15 protein-coding genes are annotated in these 18,565 nt (G+C 45.2%); 11 read left to right on the top strand and 4 right to left on the bottom strand.

Going from position 1 to position 18,565, the window contains the following annotated elements:
- From pilW to ACO1PK_RS04160, 10 genes are all read left to right on the top strand, one after another.
- Positions 1-1,548 (top strand): type IV pilus biogenesis/stability protein PilW, encoded by a 1,548-nt coding sequence (gene pilW, locus ACO1PK_RS04205; RefSeq protein ID WP_423187422.1) that lies wholly within the window; start codon positions 1-3, stop codon positions 1,546-1,548.
- Entirely contained in the window at positions 1,541-2,494 is a 954-nt protein-coding gene (locus ACO1PK_RS04200; protein ID WP_423187421.1) for a RodZ domain-containing protein, read from the top strand. The genes pilW and ACO1PK_RS04200 overlap by 8 nt, the downstream gene beginning before the upstream one ends.
- Positions 2,494-3,594, top strand: a complete 1,101-nt coding sequence (gene ispG, locus ACO1PK_RS04195) for a flavodoxin-dependent (E)-4-hydroxy-3-methylbut-2-enyl-diphosphate synthase (RefSeq protein ID WP_423187420.1) — start codon at positions 2,494-2,496, stop codon at positions 3,592-3,594. Before ACO1PK_RS04200 ends, ispG begins: the two co-directional genes overlap by 1 nt.
- A 112-nt stretch (positions 3,595-3,706) precedes the next feature.
- The gene (hisS, locus tag ACO1PK_RS04190) at positions 3,707-4,972 is read left to right on the top strand and encodes a histidine--tRNA ligase (protein WP_423187419.1); all 1,266 of its coding nucleotides are present in this window, start codon (positions 3,707-3,709) and stop codon (positions 4,970-4,972) included.
- Positions 4,973-4,992: 20 nt separating this feature from the next.
- Complete coding sequence (locus tag ACO1PK_RS04185; RefSeq protein ID WP_423187418.1) at positions 4,993-5,622, top strand: YfgM family protein; 630 nt, start codon at positions 4,993-4,995, stop codon at positions 5,620-5,622.
- Between the two features lie 9 nt (positions 5,623-5,631).
- Positions 5,632-6,819: an outer membrane protein assembly factor BamB gene (gene bamB, locus ACO1PK_RS04180; protein WP_423187417.1), complete on the top strand. Its 1,188-nt coding sequence runs from the start codon at positions 5,632-5,634 to the stop codon at positions 6,817-6,819.
- A 77-nt stretch (positions 6,820-6,896) separates the two neighbouring features.
- Positions 6,897-8,390 (top strand): ribosome biogenesis GTPase Der, encoded by a 1,494-nt coding sequence (gene der, locus ACO1PK_RS04175; RefSeq protein ID WP_423187416.1) that lies wholly within the window; start codon positions 6,897-6,899, stop codon positions 8,388-8,390.
- Between the two features lie 3 nt (positions 8,391-8,393).
- Positions 8,394-10,649 (top strand): Orn/Lys/Arg decarboxylase N-terminal domain-containing protein, encoded by a 2,256-nt coding sequence (locus ACO1PK_RS04170; RefSeq protein ID WP_423187415.1) that lies wholly within the window; start codon positions 8,394-8,396, stop codon positions 10,647-10,649.
- A 106-nt stretch (positions 10,650-10,755) separates the two neighbouring features.
- Positions 10,756-11,838, top strand: coding sequence for a DUF2157 domain-containing protein (locus tag ACO1PK_RS04165; RefSeq protein ID WP_423187414.1), 1,083 nt, complete (start codon positions 10,756-10,758; stop codon positions 11,836-11,838).
- Positions 11,831-12,733, top strand: coding sequence for a DUF4824 family protein (locus ACO1PK_RS04160; RefSeq protein ID WP_423187413.1), 903 nt, complete (start codon positions 11,831-11,833; stop codon positions 12,731-12,733). The genes ACO1PK_RS04165 and ACO1PK_RS04160 overlap by 8 nt, the downstream gene beginning before the upstream one ends.
- A gap of 8 nt (positions 12,734-12,741) precedes the next feature.
- On the opposite strand, the gene ACO1PK_RS04155 is transcribed toward ACO1PK_RS04160, so the two are convergent.
- Positions 12,742-13,182 (bottom strand): hypothetical protein, encoded by a 441-nt coding sequence (locus ACO1PK_RS04155; RefSeq protein ID WP_423187412.1) that lies wholly within the window; start codon positions 13,180-13,182, stop codon positions 12,742-12,744.
- Between the two features lie 213 nt (positions 13,183-13,395).
- On the opposite strand from ACO1PK_RS04155, the gene ACO1PK_RS04150 reads away from it, so the two are divergent.
- Entirely contained in the window at positions 13,396-14,304 is a 909-nt protein-coding gene (locus ACO1PK_RS04150; protein WP_423187411.1) for a tetratricopeptide repeat protein, read from the top strand.
- A gap of 119 nt (positions 14,305-14,423) precedes the next feature.
- On the opposite strand, the gene ACO1PK_RS04145 is transcribed toward ACO1PK_RS04150, so the two are convergent.
- The 3 genes from ACO1PK_RS04145 to xseA form a co-directional block, all read right to left on the bottom strand.
- Positions 14,424-16,175: an ABC transporter ATP-binding protein gene (locus ACO1PK_RS04145; protein WP_423187410.1), complete on the bottom strand. Its 1,752-nt coding sequence runs from the start codon at positions 16,173-16,175 to the stop codon at positions 14,424-14,426.
- Between the two features lie 39 nt (positions 16,176-16,214).
- On the bottom strand, positions 16,215-16,904 hold the full coding sequence (locus ACO1PK_RS04140; protein WP_423187409.1) for a hypothetical protein: 690 nt from the start codon (positions 16,902-16,904) through the stop codon (positions 16,215-16,217).
- A gap of 259 nt (positions 16,905-17,163) precedes the next feature.
- Entirely contained in the window at positions 17,164-18,501 is a 1,338-nt protein-coding gene (gene xseA / locus ACO1PK_RS04135) for an exodeoxyribonuclease VII large subunit (protein ID WP_423187408.1), read from the bottom strand.
- Positions 18,502-18,565 lie beyond the last annotated feature (64 nt).

Here is an 18,565-nt window from a genome sequence, read left to right as displayed (position 1 = left end):
ATGCAGAGATTTCCTGTTTTCACCGCACTGACAGCGACACTTATCCTCTCTGGCTGTGTGTCAGAGAGTACTTATGTGGCGAATGACCGTCAAGTTACGCAGCGAAATGTAGATAATACAGAAGCCGCGAGAACACGCATTTCGCTTGGCTTAAATTACCTAACGCGTGGTGATACAACGCAGGCGTTATTTAATCTTGAACGCGCCAGAAGTATGGCGCCTAATTTACCTGAGGTGTATAACGCTTTAGCGTTTTATTACCAGACAGTGGGTGAGCATGCGCAGGCGGAAAACGCCTACAAAGAAGCCATAGCTAAAGATGCTAATAATGCCGATGCTTACAACAATTATGGCGCTTTTCTTTGTCAAATAGAGCGGTTTGAGGATGCTGAGCGTTTGTTACTCTCTGCGATCGCTAAGCCAGGTTATATTCGGGTTGCTGAAAGTTATGAAAATCTTGCTTTGTGTATGTTAGAGCAAGATAGTTTTGACGCGGCACGCTCTTATTTGAGCTCTTCCATCAGTCATAATGGCACTCGGGTGAGCTCACTGATCAATAGTGCTTCCGTTAACTATGCGATGGGAAATCTAGTCGAAGCTAAAACCGATCTGTCTCGGCTTCAACGCTTAGGTCGTGTCTCTGCGCGCAGTACCTTATTAAGTTTTTTGGTGGCCGAAAAACAGGGGGATGTCCCCACCATGCGCCATGCCGAGCAGTTGTTGCTGTCGCTTTATATTGATAGTGATGAAGCGCGTTTATTATTGCAGCAGCGCCTACAGGAAAGCGAGTTCGAACAGTTAAGAGAGCGTTATAAGTTGCATCTGCTTGCTAATCTACGTCCAACCTTTGCCAGCTCCGGCGAAGTAGCTGTTGCGCCTGCCGCCCGCACTGTGACTGAGCCAGTTAACAATCCGCAGTTGCGAGTTAGACGTAAGTTTCCTGAAAGTGAAGTTGCCGCTTTGCCTGCTACTAATGCGCCCGTCGTGGAAGCGGTTTCTGAACTCACCGCTGCACCCGTTGCGAAAGTAATTTCAGAAGTCGCAGATATACCCGTTGCGGAAGTATTAACTGAAGTAACGAATGAACCAAATGTTACCTTAGCAACTAACCATACTTCTGCACCCTTATCTCCTGTTACAGCTAAAGATTCTACAGAAGTGGCTGACGGAGAAGTTCCCTATCATGTAGTTGTTGAAGGGGAGTCATTACACCATATTTCATTGGCTCATAATATCTTACTGACTCGATTACAAGAGTGGAATAAATTAACACCTGAATCACGTTTAAGGATAGGGCAGCGCGTTTGGTTAGGGCCGAATAATGCACCACCAGAGCATCAGGCACCTGCAGTGCGGTTAGCCAATGTGCAGCCTGTGGATGAGTTTTATCATCAGGTAGCTGAAGGTGATACGATGTTTGCCATTTCGTATCGTTATAATATTCGTTTAGATCGGTTTATGGCTTGGAATCAGCTGACTGAAAACAGTGTGCTGGAAATTGGTCAAAGACTTTATATCGTAGATCCGGCATCAATTAATCATGAGTAATAATGAACAAGCTCCCCCGACTGAGTTGGCTGAGTTAAGCGTTGGCCAGATACTGCAGCAAGAGCGTGCACGGCGCAGCTTTACTCTGCAGTTCGTTGCTAAACAACTAAATTTAAAAGTAGAAGTGCTGCAAAGTCTCGAGGCTGACCAACCCGATAAAAGCATTTTGCCGACTTTTATGCGTGGTTATGTCAGATCCTATGCGCGCTTTCTAAAATTACCAGAGCAACAGCTTTTAACTCGGTTTGAGCAGGCGCATAAGGTACAAAGTAGCCCTGTAAAGGTTATGAAAACCTTTTCTAACCGGCAAGCCAAGCAGCAAACAGAAGCGCGTTTTATGTGGCTGACCTATGTTATTGCGGCTATTTTACTGGCTTCCTTTGCTATTTGGTTGTGGCAAGGTGCCCGTGATTTTACCGGTTTTGCAGATAATCAACTTCAATCAGATACGCTCATTGTTGAAGAGACCAATCTGCCGTTACAAGACAACATATTGCAAACTGAATCTGCAAATAATGTCGAAAATGCACCTGTTAATGAAACGGCTACTGACATTACACCTGTTGCAGAGGTGCCTGTTGAGACTGACATTACCCAACCCGTCGATGCGGCAGCTGCAATGATTGAACCAGCACTTCCTGTTGCTTCGCTAGAACCCCCGTTGCAAAGCAGTGTGTTAGAACAGAATGACGCTGACTTAGATCGCCTGAAAATGACCTTTAGTGACAACTGTTGGATTGACGTCTTGGATAGTAAGGGTGAACGTATTGCTTTTGGTACCAAACAAGGAGGCTATGTAATGGAGCTTAATGCGCAAGGTCCTTTTACTATTACCTTAGGTAATCCTGGTGTGGTGAGCATTGAAATCAATGGACAGCTATTTGATATGTCACGTTTTCCAGGTGGCCGTGTCGCAAAATTTACTTTGGCAGGACAAGACGAATAATGTTTGCAGAAAATCCCATTAAACGCCGCAAGTGTACTCAAATTAAGGTCGGGAATGTGTTAGTTGGGGGGGATGCACCTATTGCCGTGCAATCTATGACCAATACCCTTACCACCGATGTTGCGGCAACCGTTGCACAAATTAACGCTATTGCTGCAGCTGGCGCTGATATTGTTAGGGTATCGGTACCGACTATGGATGCAGCAGAGGCGTTTAAATTAATCAAGCAACAATCACCCGTGCCCTTAGTGGCTGATATTCATTTTGATTATCGCATTGCCTTAAAAGTAGCGGAATATGGCGTAGATTGCTTAAGGATTAATCCAGGTAATATTGGTCGCGAAGATCGTATACGCGCGGTAGTCGATGCGGCAAAAGATTACAATATCCCAATCCGTATTGGGGTAAACGGCGGTTCTTTGGAAGCAGACATCCAAGAGAAGTATGGCGAGCCGACGCCAGAAGCCTTAGTTGAATCAGCCATGCGGCATGTTGATATTTTGGATCGACTGAATTTCGATCAGTTTAAAGTCAGTGTCAAAGCGTCAGATGTGTTTTTAGCAGTCGGAGCATACCGGTTGTTAGCAAAGCAAATTAATCAGCCGTTACATTTGGGTATTACCGAAGCCGGAGGTGCTAGATCTGGCGCGGTAAAATCTGCTATTGGTTTGGGGATGTTGTTAGCTGAGGGAATTGGCGACACCATTAGAATCTCACTGGCTGCCGATCCGGTAGAAGAAGTTAAGGTTGCCTTTGATATCCTTAAATCCCTGCGTATTCGTGCTCGCGGTATCAATTTTATTGCTTGTCCAAGTTGTTCGCGGCAAGAGTTTGATGTGATTAAAACCATGAATGAATTGGAACAACGGTTAGAAGATATTGTCGATCCTTTAACTGTTTCCGTGATTGGCTGTGTGGTAAATGGTCCCGGAGAGGCTCTAATTTCGGATTTAGGTGTGGCAGGCGCTAACCGGAAAAGTGGTTTTTATATTAACGGTGAGCGGCAGCGGCTGCGCCTTGATAATGGACAAATTGCCGAGCAGTTAGAGCAACAAGTTCGACTCTATTTACAACAGCGTATTGCAGTAAAACAGCTATAAAGTAGGAAAATTGAAGTATCTTGTGGCCGTTACGTATATAATCAGTGGCATTTTGCATGGTTGTTTAAGTAATACCCTGCGTTAAAAGTTAAACCCAAACGGAAGAATTATTTTGTCTAAACAAATTCAGGCAATTCGTGGTATGAACGATTGTCTGCCTCAGGATTCAGCCCTGTGGCAATATGTAGAGCAGGTGCTGCGTGATACGGTAGCAAGCTATGGCTACAGTGAAATTCGTTTTCCCATCGTCGAAATGACCGAGCTTTTTAAACGGTCTATTGGTGAAGTCACCGATATTGTTGAAAAAGAAATGTACACCTTTACCGACCGGAACGGTGACAGCTTAACCCTTCGTCCAGAAGGAACTGCTTGCTGTGTCAGAGCCGGTAACGAGCACGGTTTACTGTACAATCAAGAACAGCGTTTATGGTACACGGGGCCGATGTTTCGGCACGAGCGCCCGCAAAAAGGCCGCTATCGTCAATTTCATCAATTTGGTCTCGAAGCCTTTGGCATTGCTACGGCAGATATTGATGCTGAAGTGATTATTCTTAGCGCACGTCTCTGGCAAAAGCTGGGGTTAACGCCCTATGTTAAGTTAGAACTGAATTCTTTAGGTTCAAATGAAGCCCGCGCGGCTTATCGTGATACGTTAATTGCGTATCTTGAGCAGCATAAAGCCTTGCTAGATGAAGATAGCTTAAGACGTTTATACAGTAATCCACTACGGGTGTTGGATAGCAAGAATCCTGCTATGGCAGAGATGCTGGCCGCGGCACCTAAGTTAGCGGAACATTTAGATGCCGAATCGGCTTTGCATTTTGCTCAATTACAGCAGCGTTTAACAGCTGCTGGTATTGAGTTCACGCTTAATCCACGCTTGGTGCGTGGCCTAGACTACTATAACCGTACCGTATTTGAATGGGTGACGACTGAGCTGGGTTCGCAGGGCACAGTTTGCGCGGGTGGTCGTTACGATGGTTTAGTCGAGCAGTTAGGGGGTAAAGCCACCCCTGCGGTCGGCTTTGCTCTGGGTTTAGAGCGTCTGATTCTGTTACTGCAAACGTTAAACTTAACGCCAGTGTTGCCGGCAACAGCAGATATTTATCTGATGGCTGTAGGCGAGTCTGCGGAACTTGCAGCGATAAGTGTTGCCGAAAGGCTGCGTAGTGACTTACCCACTAAACGTGTTATCTTGCACTGTGGTGGTGGTAATCTTAAAAAACAATTTAAAAAAGCGGATAAATCAGGCGCAGAGCTGGCACTGATTTTAGGTGAAGAAGAACTGGCTAACGGCGAAGTTACCCTAAAATGGTTGCGTCAGGACAAGCCACAACAAACCCTTAAGTTGAGTGAATTGGCTCAACATCTGGCCTAAAAGAATAACGGAGTAGTTAGGTGGAAATTTACACAAGTGAAGAGCAACAGGTTGAAGCCATTAAACGATTTTGGAATCAATATGGTAAAGCGATTTTAGGCGGTGTAGTTATTGGTTTAGCTTCGCTGTATGGTTGGCGTTATTATCAGGCAGAGCAGCGGGCCAGTGCGGAGGCTTTGTCGAATAGTTATGTACAATTAATTGAACAGCAAGGTAATGATGCTGAATGGTTAGCCCAAGCGCAACGTTTTATTGGTGAGCAAGGTAGCAGCAATTACGCCATATTTGCCGCATTATTATCAGCAAAAGAAGCCGTTAATGCTGGCGATTTAGCGTCTGCCAGCAATCACCTCAATTGGGCGCAGCAGAACAGTAAGGATGTCAATATTAAAGCCATTGCCCAGATTCGCTTGGCCAGAGTGCAGCGTGAGCTGGGAGAGCTTGCGGCAGCGCTAGCAACCATTAATCAATCAATGCCTGAGAGTTTTGCTACACAACAAGCCGAACTGAAAGGTGATATTTTGCAAGCGAGTGGTGATTTACCGGCAGCGAAGGCCGCTTATCAGCAGGCTTTAGCGCAAGCTGGCAGCAATACTCAATTATTGCAAATTAAATTGGATGAGCTGGCGCACATCTCTGCTGCGAATTAAGGGGCTGGCATGAAATTATCCATTAAAAATGCAGCCTTGGCTTTAATCGCCTTGACCTTGGTGGCATGCTCCAACAAAGAAAAGTTAGAACTGCCTGAGGTGGAAAATCGGATTAGCCCGAAGAAAGTATGGGATATTCAGGTTGGTAACGGTATTCAACATTATGAATCTGGTTTAAAGCCGTTGTTATTCAACGATAAAGTCTATATGGCAAGTCGTGAAGGTATTGTACTAGCAGCGGAGATCCAGACTGGCAAGCGCCTTTGGACCTTTGATTTACGAACAGATAATACCCTTTCAACTTGGGAACGCTTAAGCCAAAATTGGTCTACCAAGAATGCCCGTATTGCAGGTGGTATTAGCCAAGGTTTTGGCAATATCTATTTTGGCACTGAGAATGGCGACGTAGTTGCCCTCAATGCTGAAACGGGTGAATTAGTGTGGCGTAGCCAAGTCCCTGGCGAAGTGTTATCCAGCCCAGCTGTCGGCAGTGGCTTTGTGGTAGTTCAGTTAGGCTCGGGTAATTTGATTGCCCTGAATCCAGATAATGGAGAAGAACGTTGGGTTTTTGAAACCGAGCAGCCTCCCCTGACTATTCGTGGCGTAAGTGAGCCGGTCATTGATAGTGGTGGTGTGATTTATGGTGGCGCTAACGGTCGTGTAGGAGTGTTGGTGGTTGACCGGGGCTTTCAAGCTTGGGAAGAAGCTATTGCTACACCTAAAGGCAGTACCGACTTGTCGCGTTTAGTCGATGTAGATGCTAAGCCAATTGTGATTGCTGGAACTATTTATGCTATTGCTTATAACGGTGAGTTATTTGCTCTAGATTTACGCAGTGGTCAGCAGTTATGGAAAAGCGACTATGCCAGTTTCCGTAGTATGGCGGTGTCTGGTAATGTTTTATATTTAGTTGATTCTGTAGGTCGTATCTATGCGGTAGACCGTCGTAATGGCTCTGAATTGTGGAGTCAAACCGGCTTACATCGGCACTTTTTAACTGGGCCTACGGTATACAAAGACTACTTAGTTATTGGTGATAATAAGGGCAATTTACACTGGTTGGATCGTAGCTCTGGTGAATTTGTGGCTCGGCAAAGCTTCGATGGTTCAGGATTTTTCCGTGAAGCTGTTGCAAATAATGATGTGTTAGTGATCACAACCCGTGATGGTGAGCTAACCTTATTACAAACGCCTTAAACTGCGTTTTACACTATTAAGCAGAGAACAGGCCTTTAAAGAGAAGGCCTGTTTTCTTATTTTAGAGGCTGACAAAAATGTTACCTGTAGTTGCCCTGGTAGGGCGTGCCAATGTTGGCAAATCAACGTTATTTAATCGTTTAACCCGTACTCGGGACGCCTTAGTCGCCGATTTTCCGGGGTTAACTCGCGATCGCAAATATGGCTCAGTAAACTTTGAAGGAATGGAGTTTATTGTGGTCGATACTGGTGGTATTGACGGCAATGAACAAGGTATCGAAGTGGAAATGGCCGAGCAATCGTTAAAGGCCATCGACGAAGCCGATGTCGTGTTATTTATGGTAGATGCCCGTGCCGGCTCTACTGTTGGCGATCAAGCCATCGCTGAGCACATTCGCCGTGTACGCAAGCCCGTTTTTCTGGTAGCGAATAAAACCGATGGCTTAGATGCGGATACTGCCGTGGCCGATTTTTATAGCTTGGGTATTGGCGAAGTCTATCCGATTGCTGCTGCGCATGGTCGCGGTGTCTCCTCGTTATTACAGCACGCACTGTTACCCTTTTTACAAGCCAAACAAGATGCGGCATTAGCGGATGGCGAAGCCCTACCTGAGCTTGATCTGACGTCGGTTAGCGAAGAAGAGGCCGATGCTGAAGCGGCGCGTTTGCGCTCAGAGCATATTAAATTGGCTATTGTTGGCCGGCCTAATGTCGGTAAGTCAACGCTAACTAACCGTATTTTAGGTGAAGAGCGGGTCGTGGTCTTCGATATGCCAGGCACCACCCGCGATTCGGTGTATATCCCCATGAAACGCAATGAGCGTGACTATACGCTGATTGATACCGCTGGGGTGCGTCGTCGTGGCAAAATCGACGATATGGTAGAAAAGTTCTCGGTGGTTAAAACCTTGCAAGCCATTGAAGATGCCAACGTCGTTATTTTGGTAGTCGATGCGCGCCAAGGTATTTCAGATCAAGATTTAAGTATTTTAGGCTTTGTTCTGAATGCAGGACGCTCACTGGTACTGGCTGTTAATAAATGGGATGGCCTGAATGATAGTGTAAAAGATGAGATTAAACGCGAGCTGGATCGCCGTTTAGGTTTTATCGACTTTGCCCGCTTGCACTTTATCTCGGCCTTACACGGCTCTGGTGTGGGTAATTTATTTGAATCAGTAGAAGAAGCCTTTGATTCTGCGACTAAGCGAGTAAGCACTTCATTATTAACGCGTATTATGAAAATGGCGCAGGAAGATCACCAACCGCCAATGGTTGCGGGGCGTCGCGTTAAACTGAAATATGCGCATGCCGGTGGTTATAATCCACCGATCGTGGTGATACATGGTAATCAGGTAAAAGATTTACCTGATTCCTACAAACGCTACCTGATGAACTACTATCGTAAAGCATTACAAATGATGGGTACGCCGATTCGTATTGAATTCCGTGAAGGAGAAAACCCCTTCACTCCAACCAAAAAGAATACGGAAACGGCACTGCAAAAATATAAGCGTGAACGCTTGTTAAAAGCACGGCAAAATTTAGCGCAAAAGACTAAGAGTAAGGATTAACAGATGAATTTCCGTTTTCCGGTTATTGTTATTGACGAAGACTTTCGTTCAGAGAACATTTCAGGCTCAGGTATCCGTGATCTGGCTGAAGCTATCGGTAGCCATGGCTTTGAGGTGATTGGTTATACCAGCTATGTCGATTTAACCGCCTTTGCCCAGCAAGCCAGCCGTGCTTCATGCTTTATTTTATCCATCGATGATGAAGAATTTGGCGGCGGTACCGACGCCGAAGTAAATATTGCTCTGCTTGAATTGCGTGCTTTTGTGAAAGAAGTGCGTAAGCGCAATGCCGATATTCCGATTTTCTTGTATGGAGAAACTCGTACTAGCCGCCATATACCGAACGATATATTGCGCGAGCTACACGGCTTTATTCATATGTTTGAAGATACGCCTGAGTTTGTGGCACGGCATATTATCCGTGAAGCCCGTAAATATTTAGATGCCTTAGCGCCGCCGTTTTTTAATGCGCTAATGGATTATGCGCAAGACAGCTCTTATTCTTGGCATTGCCCTGGGCACTCAGGTGGTGTGGCGTTCTTAAAAAGCCCAGTTGGCCAAATGTTTCACCAATTTTTTGGTGAAAATATGTTGCGAGCCGATGTCTGTAACTCGGTGGATGAATTAGGCCAATTGCTGGATCACACTGGGCCGGTAGCGGAAAGCGAAGCCAATGCGGCACGCATTTTTAATGCCGATCACTTATTTTTCGTGACTAACGGCACCTCAACCTCGAATAAGATGGTCTGGCACTCAGTGGTCGCGCCGGGCGATATCGTGGTCGTAGATCGTAACTGCCATAAATCGATTTTACACTCCATTATCATGACTGGCGCTATTCCGGTGTTTTTAATGCCAACCCGTAATCATTTTGGCATTATCGGCCCTATTCCAAAAAGCGAGTTCTCGCCAGAAGCCATCGCTAAGAAAATTGAGGCTAATCCGTTTGCTCGCAATGCGAAAAATAAGAAGCCGCGTATTTTAACTATTACGCAAAGTACCTATGACGGTATTTTGTATAACGTGGAAGAAATTAAGCAAGAGCTCGGCTCTACTATTGATACACTGCATTTTGATGAAGCTTGGTTGCCGCATGCCAGCTTTCATGAGTTTTATCATAATATGCATGCCATAGGTAAAGACCGGCCGCGTTCAGAAGATACCTTGGTGTTTGCTACCCAGTCGACGCATAAGCTGTTAGCGGGGTTATCGCAGGCATCGCAAATTTTGGTACAAAATGCCGAGAAACGTAGTTTAGATACGCATCGTTTTAACGAGTCGTATTTAATGCACAGCTCCACCAGTCCGCAATATGCCATTATCGCCAGCTGTGATGTGGCAGCGGCGATGATGGAGCCGCCAGGCGGCACGGCGCTGGTAGAAGAAAGCTTATTAGAAGCCATCGATTTTCGCCGAGCGATGCGTAAAGTCGACGCCGAATTTGGCGATGATGATTGGTGGTTTAAAGTCTGGGGTCCAGATTTACTGCCAGAAGAGGGCATAGGTAAACGCGAGAAGTGGGTACTGCATGCCAGCGACAGTTGGCATGGTTTTGGGGAAATTGAATCGGGCTTTAATATGCTCGATCCGATTAAAGCCACCATTATCACTCCAGGTATGAACCTGCATGGTCAGTTTGATGAAACTGGTATCCCAGCGGCCATTGTCAGTAAATATTTGGCTGAGCACGGTATTATCATTGAAAAAACCGGCCTCTATTCGTTCTTTATTATGTTTACTATTGGTATTACCAAAGGGCGTTGGAACTCAATGGTAACCGAGTTACAGCAATTTAAAGACGACTACGATCAAAACCTGCCAATGTGGCGGGTAATGCCAGAGTTTGCGGCTAAGAATAAGCGCTATGAAAAAGTCGGCCTGCGCGATCTGTGTCAGCGGATTCACAATATGTATCGCAAGTACGATGTGGCCAAAGTGACCACCGAAATGTACTTATCGCATATTGATACTGCCATGACGCCAGCCGATGCTTGGGCGAAGATGGCACACCGCGAGATTGAACGCGTATCCATTGATGACATCGAAGGTCGTGTTACCGCCATGCTGGTTACACCTTACCCACCAGGTATTCCACTAATGGTGCCGGGCGAGCGCTTTAACAAAACCATTATCAATTACCTGAAATTTACCCGTGATTTTAACGGTGAGTTCCCAGGTTTTGAAACCGATGTACACGGTTTAGTGCGCGAAACGGTGGACGGTGAAGTGAAGTATTTTATTGATGTGGTGCTAGAGTAGTATTAAAGACGAACTGTGGCAGCATGCCTCAGTTCGTCTATCCTTTAGTGCAGTTACAAGAACTGCCCTTTACAAAGTTGTTGCTGACAAGGATGAGATAGCTGCTTTGAATACACACCTACAAAGTAATAAAGCCCAAGCTCAAGCTCGAGCAAAGCAAATTCAAGCCTTTCGTGCTGAACAGCGAATGCTTGCCGAGCAGGGCTTACTCAACTTACCCTCAGAGACAGTATCGAGCATAAACCGCTACCACGATGCGTTACTGCAGCAGCTGCATCAGCAACAAGATATTGACCTTACCGAGCAAGCAAGCCATGTATCCTTAGGGATGCAAATCGTATCCTGCTTGGGTGCTTTAGCATTAGCAGCAAGTTTGTTCTTCTTGTTTTATCAATATTGGGGATTATTCACCACCCCGTTGCAAGTCAGTATTTTAGTGCTAGCGCCGCTGCTGACTTTAGTTTTGGCTGTCTGGTTTTGTCGTTGGGATCGCAGTGGCTATTATGCCAAACTGGCCGCTTTGGTTTCATTTATGGCCTGGGTTTTAAATATTGTGATGTTAGGTAATATTTTTAATCTCAGTCAGTCACCGAATGCCTTTGGCCTCTTTGCGCTTTATGGCTTTTTGTTAGCCTATTTGCTGCACGTACGTTTATTGCTGGCGGCCGCTATGCTGTGCAGCTATATCTTTATTAGCGCTAAGGTCAGTCATTGGCTTGGCGATTACTGGCTTACGGCTTGGGAATATCCCGAATATTATCTGTTAGTGAGCTTACTGTTCTTTTTGTTACCCTTAAAAATTAACCAACAGCGTTACGACGGCTTTACCACGGTGTATCAGCAAATTGCTGCCGTAGTATTTTTCATCGCGGTATTAATCTTAGCGAATTGGGGCGCGGTCAGTTATCTGCCTTGGGCGGATGTGTGGATAGAAGGTAGCTACCAAGTTGTAGGTTTTAGCTGCAGTGCTTTACTCATTTGGTATGGAATGCGCCAGCGCCAAGCAGGGCTAATGCTTACTGCGAATATCTTTTTCGTCTTATTTTTATGCAGTAAATTTGTCGATTGGTGGTGGGATTGGCTACCCAAATACCTGTTTTTCTTGTTACTCGGCTTAACCGCCATTCTGGCCTTAATGGTGTTTAACCGTTTACGTTCATCGCAACAAAAGGATGTTGAGCATGGCTAGGGTATTATCAAAGAAGCTGCTTTGGCTCGCTATTGCGACAGTCATACTGGTTAACACTGTTATACTTGCGCAGGTGCTGCTTAATCGTAGCAGTGTGACGTACCAACTTACCTTAAGTGAGCGCGAATTAAAGCCACCTTACCACTACGGCTTTAACAAAGAAAACTCAGGGCTACAGCTTACATTACAGTGGTCAACACCGCTGCTTGCCAGCCAAGACGAATGGCAATTTTTATCTTCCCACCCGCAGCGCAGTTTAAGTCTTAGTCAAATGCACTATGCCAGTTTTGGTTTTGCGCCTTGTGATGACGACATTCGACGTCAACGGACATCCGCATGGGTGTTAGTCGAATTTGCTGGGCCTCATTTTAGGCAGCATATGCTGGCGGCTGAGCAAAGCCATGCCATGATTAGCGCAGACATCATGGCAAGTAAAAAGACGTTGCGTGCGCCAGCCAGTCCACAGCACGAAGTTGAAACCTTACAGCAGTTAACTGACAAACAAGCGCGAGCTGATAAATTATTGCGTGAGGTTCAAGCCGGTTTTACCCGTTTATTGGTGATTGATGCGGCAGCTAGCGCTGATTTATTACAACAGCGCATTGCTAAGTCAACAGCGCAGAATAAGGATACGTTATTGATTTTACCCGCAGAGGTGCAGCCGAGTTATCATGCTTGTCACGATCCAAGCTCAAATCAAGACCGCATGATTTATATAAATCGCTTAGCCACATCCCGAATTCATGTTCCCAAATCGTTCGCAGAGCAGCTACCGCCTCAGTTGGAAAATGGCGAACAACCTCACTTTATGGCCACGCTGCACTATGGCAAGTTTTTTATACCATGGCTCAATCAGCTGCAGTTAACCCCTGTGGCAACGAGCAGCGAAGGTTAACTTGCTGATTATTTTACACAAGCCATAGTTGTGCTTGTTTGATTCACGACTGTATCAATGAGTGTTGCTACTTCTGCATTGCTAATATTCTGTAGCAGCGTGTTCATCACTTGTTCAGCGGTAGTTTGTGAAGAGACCTCTACTAAACAAGCATAGGCATTCGCGACTTTGGCTTTAACCGCCTCGACCTCGGTAAGATTGGTTAAATCAACTTGTAAGGCTTGATTTATACTTTCTGTAAGCTGTGCGGCCAGCTCAGGTGATTGTTTTAAAAGATCCAGATTAATACCATTTATATCAATGGTTTCCAGTTTGGTCTGTAAGGTCTCTACTTTCTGATTAGCCGTTTCCTGCGCTTTGTCAATCATCTGATTGGCACTATCGCAAGCGGTTAACGCCATTAAACAAGTTAGCGTTATCAGTGTTGTTTTCATATTGTTTGTACGCATTTAGTTGAAGCACCTTGTTAAACCGTTATGTTATAGCCTCTTGGAGTCTGTATTTCCCAAAAAGTTTGCTGCCTAGTGATAAATTAACGAAATTTTCGCATCAGTTGAGTGCTTACATTACTTTTGCCTGTTGCCTTACGCCGTGTAAATAGTCTCGTTGCCACTTAAAATACGTTATACTTTAACGGTCTTTTTTAGTAGTTGAAGGTGTTCATGCGTTTTTTAGTCGTGCTGCTCGTGTTTGGATGTTTACAAGTACAGGCTTCGGAAAACCTGAGCGATCATGAACAATTCTGTGAAACAATGCAGGAGACGAGTTGTGAGCATTATTTACAGCAGCAATTAGCTGCTTTACCTGCTCATAGCGCGAATTGGTATCGAGTCCAAGGTTTTTACCTAGATTATCTTTATGATAAACATCAGTTTGAAGAATTAAAAACTCAGGTCGAATCTATCTTGCCTCAACCTAATCTGCCTGAGGTATTAAAAGTGCAATTGTACTTTTATTACGCCAAGGTTCTGTTTTATTTTGAGCAACCTGAAGCAGCTAAGCATTACGCCGGACTAGCGCAACATGTGCTACAAGAGGTTTATGATAGCTTTGGTAATCCATTACGTTTGGTTGAGCTGGCAAACCTCTATTACACGCTCAATGAGTTAAATGAAGCGGAAAAGTTACTTCGATTTACCCAGTCGCATTATCTGAAAAGTCGCGATCCACTTTTTTTATTTGAGTTAGCCAGTAATTTGGCATTAATCCATCATAGTCGGCAAGATTTGCAGGGAGCAGCCCAGTTTAGAGAAGAAGCCCTACTTGCTGCGCAACAGTTGGGGCATGCGGGTAAACTCATAGTGGCTATGGGGAATCTGGCCAGAACTTATCAACTGCTTGGACAATTTGCACAGGCACAGCGCTTGTACGAAGCGTCTTTAACTTACACTTCCGCGCCTGAGTACAGTAAGCAGCATAGCATTTATCTATTACGACTTGCAGAATTAGGAATGCAGCAGCACCAGCTAGATCTAGCAAAGCAGTATTTAGCTCAAGTTAAACCCGAGCAATTAGCAGCAGGGCACTTAACTCTTTTTAAGCAATTAGCCGCCCAGCTCGGTGGTATATAGACCTATAGCAACGTTGAGTAGCGCCAGTTTGATAGTATTAGCCTGTGTTGAGAATCTTGCGCCTAGCTCACTTTCAGAAAGCAGTCTCAGGCAATTTGTAATTGATTGAGCACTATCCGCTATAGTTTTGCGAGTATTTGCTCACTGAATTGTGCTCTTAATAATGCTTCATAAGCAGCGCATCTTGCCAGCAAGGTTTCATGTGATCCGCAGTCGATAATGTTACCCTCTTCTAGCACCGCAATTTTATCGGCGCGTAATATCGTGGAAAAGCGATGTGCAATGACAATACAAGTGCGACCAAGTATCAAATTATCTAGTGCGATATTTACTTGCTGCTCGGTGTGGCTATCTAGGCTGGAAGTCGCTTCATCGAGTAGTAAAATCGCAGGGTTACGTAAAAACATTCTGGCAATCGCAATTCTTTGCCGTTCTCCGCCAGATAAATTACCGCCTTGCTCCGAAAGTATCGTTTCTAAGCCCATAGGTAAACGTTCAACAAAATCAAGGGCGTTAGCGTTACGTAATGCTTGTGTTAGTTGTGCGTCAGTAATGCCATGTTCAAGTCCATAATGAAGATTGTCACGGATAGTACCTGGCATCACTGGGGAATTTTGGGATACATAGGCAATACTTTTACGCCATGCTTCTAGTGGGTAATGCTGGATAGGGATAGCGTTATAGTAAATTCCACCGGCTGAGGGCTGATAAAACCGCTCTATAAGTGCAAGTAAGGTAGACTTGCCACTGCCACTTTTACCCACCAATGCCAACGTTTCTCCCGGTGCGATCGTTAAATTAAAATGCTCGAGAACCCGCCTTGGCTGTTCGGGATAGGCAAAGCTTAAATTTCGGCATTCCAAGCCAGCAACTTGCTCAGGCAAGGCCGCTACAGCATGTTCAGTTGCTTGCTGCTCCTCTACTTCTTTTAGAATAGTGCTGATATAGGCTGAAGCGCCTTTTGCGGTTTGTAGCTCAGAGAAAAAACCACTAATTTGTGCCATAGGTGCAGCAACATTGAAAATATAAAGAATAAACGCAGTAAGTACACCAATGCTCAGATCACCAATGGCCACCCGATAGCCACCGTAGATTAGAATAGTTAAAAACGCGATGCTTATGGCTATATCAATAATTTCTTCAAAAATAATCCTGAGTTTATCCAGCTTTAATGCTTGTTCGCGTAAGGTTTGCACTACCGTCCTGCAACGCTTTCGCTCTGCTTTTTCTGCGGTAAAAATTTTGACCATTTTTATTTCACTAAAGATTTGCGTCAAAATTCCGCTTAAATTGGCTGTCTGCTGTTGGTAATCTGTTGCGATACTTTCCATTTTCATCACGGCTGGCGCAGCAATAACAAAAGCGATAATCAACGTTGCCAACAGCGTCAGCGTTAGTTGCACATCTAGCCACAGTAAGATGATCACCGAGCCAAGGAGCAATAAGATGCCATTAATTAAATTACTAATATGCTCTGTTGCTAAATCTGAAATCGACTCACAATCATTTAAGATACGACTGACTTGATCCCCAGTATCACGCGTATCGAAAAATGAAACAGGCAACGTTAACAACTTATCTATTAGAGTTAGACGCAGTGTTGTCGATACACCATGTCCAAGTTTAGCAATCAAGATCCTTGCCGCTACATTACATAATGCGGCAAGAAATAATACTAATACCAGTGAACCCGCAAGCAATGCCACAGGTTGGTCGGTACCCAGCCGATCAATTAACTGCTGGGTAAGAATAGGAAAGCCTAGGGAGGCTAGCACTGTTAGCATGACGAGAATAGTGGCAAAGATAAGTGTTCGAACTGGCACTTTTCCCAAGCGAATCAATGCCCATAGCTGATAATAAGACTGTTTCATGCTAAATCCTTATCAAAACGGTTGTGTCGGAAATATCCGTTAATTATCAGCGATCTCGACACTGCCACATGCTCTGCGTTTATCGTAGAGGTACTCAGGGTCTTGGCAGAAGTCCAGCCATTGACGCTTGCCTAAGTATAAATTGCGCATTAATTGGCCAATATCCATTGGCTCGTAGTCTTGGGCGATTTTGTATTCGATACGTAGTACTTGTGAGCGCGGTAAAGTATTGGCTGGAAATAATGGTTGTAGGTAGTGAAAGTCAATAAAACGAACTTTTTTAGCATGGAACTGCTGCAAATGTGCTTGATACCATGGTGTGGCATCATGATGAAAGCGGTATATATAGCGATAATAACCGCCCTCATCCAAGATAAATGCATAATCTTTTAGGGTTAGAGCAAAACGCTGACGTTCCGTGGTTGACTCGCCAAAGAGACCGCCTCGGCGAGTAAAGCGGATTTCAGCTTCTGCCTGCTGCGCCACCTCGCCCAGCTTTGCTTTGGTTAATAAATGAATCTCCCAATTCTGGATATCAGTTGTAATCATTTCTATAGTCATATAAGGCTGACGAATAAAAGCGGGATAGGCTTGTCTCATTGCAGCAGGTTTAGCTTGCCATAGCGTCTTTCCTGTATTCACGGCAGCTTTATTGATACTGCTACACCCGCTTATAAAAAGTAACAGTACCAGAATGCCTCCTAAGCTGAACTTCGTTTTCCCTTGCATAGTTCCCTCCAACATGTTCGACCAGATGTGACCAGGTATCGTGGCTATTCTAAAAATATTGGCACTGAGTGAGATCTTAAAGTGAAGTGAATACCTAAGGTAAGTGATGTTATGTAACAGAGTGTTAAGTTGTTACAATGTTACATTAATGCTACGGTTAGCCGCTGGTTCAGTGATTATAAAATCAATAAGTTGAGATTGAGTGTTTACGTAAAAATCGTAAATGGACATTCTAGATTTTTTTCACTGCACAATAGCGTTATTTTTCTGAAAGAGAGGTGACCACTGCACTAAATTTACCATCAGCAAGTTGCGTGCTTACCAGATCACCAATAGCTAACCCCGAGGTACTGGTTAAGGCTTGTTGCTTGGCATCAAAACTAATGCTGTAACCTCGTGCCAGTGTTGCCAGCGGGCTGACAAGGTTAAGCTGCGCAGTAAGCCGATTAAACTGCTGCCGTGCCGTATTAAGCTGTTGCAGTTGGGCTTGTTGTAAACGTTTAGCGAGGTGCGCCAGTTGTTGCTGTTGCTGTGTTAAACGCTGTATTGGCGACGCCTGCTGTAAACGTTGCTGTAAATAACTGTGCTGGCGTTTGGCTTGTTGCAGTTGTTGTTGCATCTGGCGTTGCAAGCGTAGCTGTAACTCATCCAACCGCTGCTGTTGTTGCTCTAAGCGCCGCTGAGGATGTAATTGCTGCAAGCGTTGTTGTAATTGCGTTACTCTTGGTGCTAAGCGTTGTAAATACAGGCGCTGCGCGCGCGTTAAGCGGCTAGCTAATTGTTGTAATGTTAAAAAATGTTGGCTTTGATCGGGGGAGACCAGCTCTGCTGCGGCCGAAGGCGTAGCGGCTCGCACATCAGCAACAAAGTCGGTTAGGGCAAAATCAATTTCATGACCAACCGCGCTGACCGTGGGAATAGGACTGGCGGCAATGGCGCGCGCCAATTGCTCATCATTAAAACACCACAGATCTTCAATTGAGCCACCACCACGACCAATAATCAGTACATCCACTTCGTTACGCTGGATGGCGATACTTAACATAGTGCGTAACTGCTGTGCCGCGGTGTCGCCTTGTACTTGGCAGGGATAAATAATCAGCTCAATGCCAGGGGCGCGCCGCGCCATAACGGTAATAATATCGCGCACGGCAGCACCGGTTGGCGAGGTAATAACCCCAACCCGTCTTGGATTAGCGGGTAGTGGTTTTTTCCGCTCCTGCGCAAAGAGCCCTTCGGCGGCCAGTTTGGCTTTCAACTGCTCGAATTGTTGCTTGAGTAACCCCGTACCGGCGGGCTCGATAAAATCAGCCAGCAGCTGATATTCACCTCGTGGCTCATAGACGCTAATACGGGCACGAATCATAACTTGCTGGCCATTTTGTGGCCGAATTAGCGCATTACGATTCGCCTGCTTAAACATGGCAACTTTTACCTGCGCGGCCTGATCTTTTAAGCTGAAATACCAATGGCCCGAGGCGGCAGCGACAAAGTTCGATACTTCACCCACCAGCCAGAGTTGTTGAAACTGTAACTCGAGTGTTAAGCGCACTTCGCTATTTAAGCGGGATACAGTATAAATATCGGGGTTTTGCATAGCCTACTCAGGTTGAATACTTAAACAGTTGATAAGGGCAGTGTACGTTATTCTGGCCTGTGCT

The organism is Alishewanella sp. d11, assembly GCF_049390205.1.
Lineage (GTDB): Bacteria > Pseudomonadota > Gammaproteobacteria > Enterobacterales > Alteromonadaceae > Alishewanella.
This window is presented reverse-complemented; position numbering and strand designations above follow the sequence as displayed.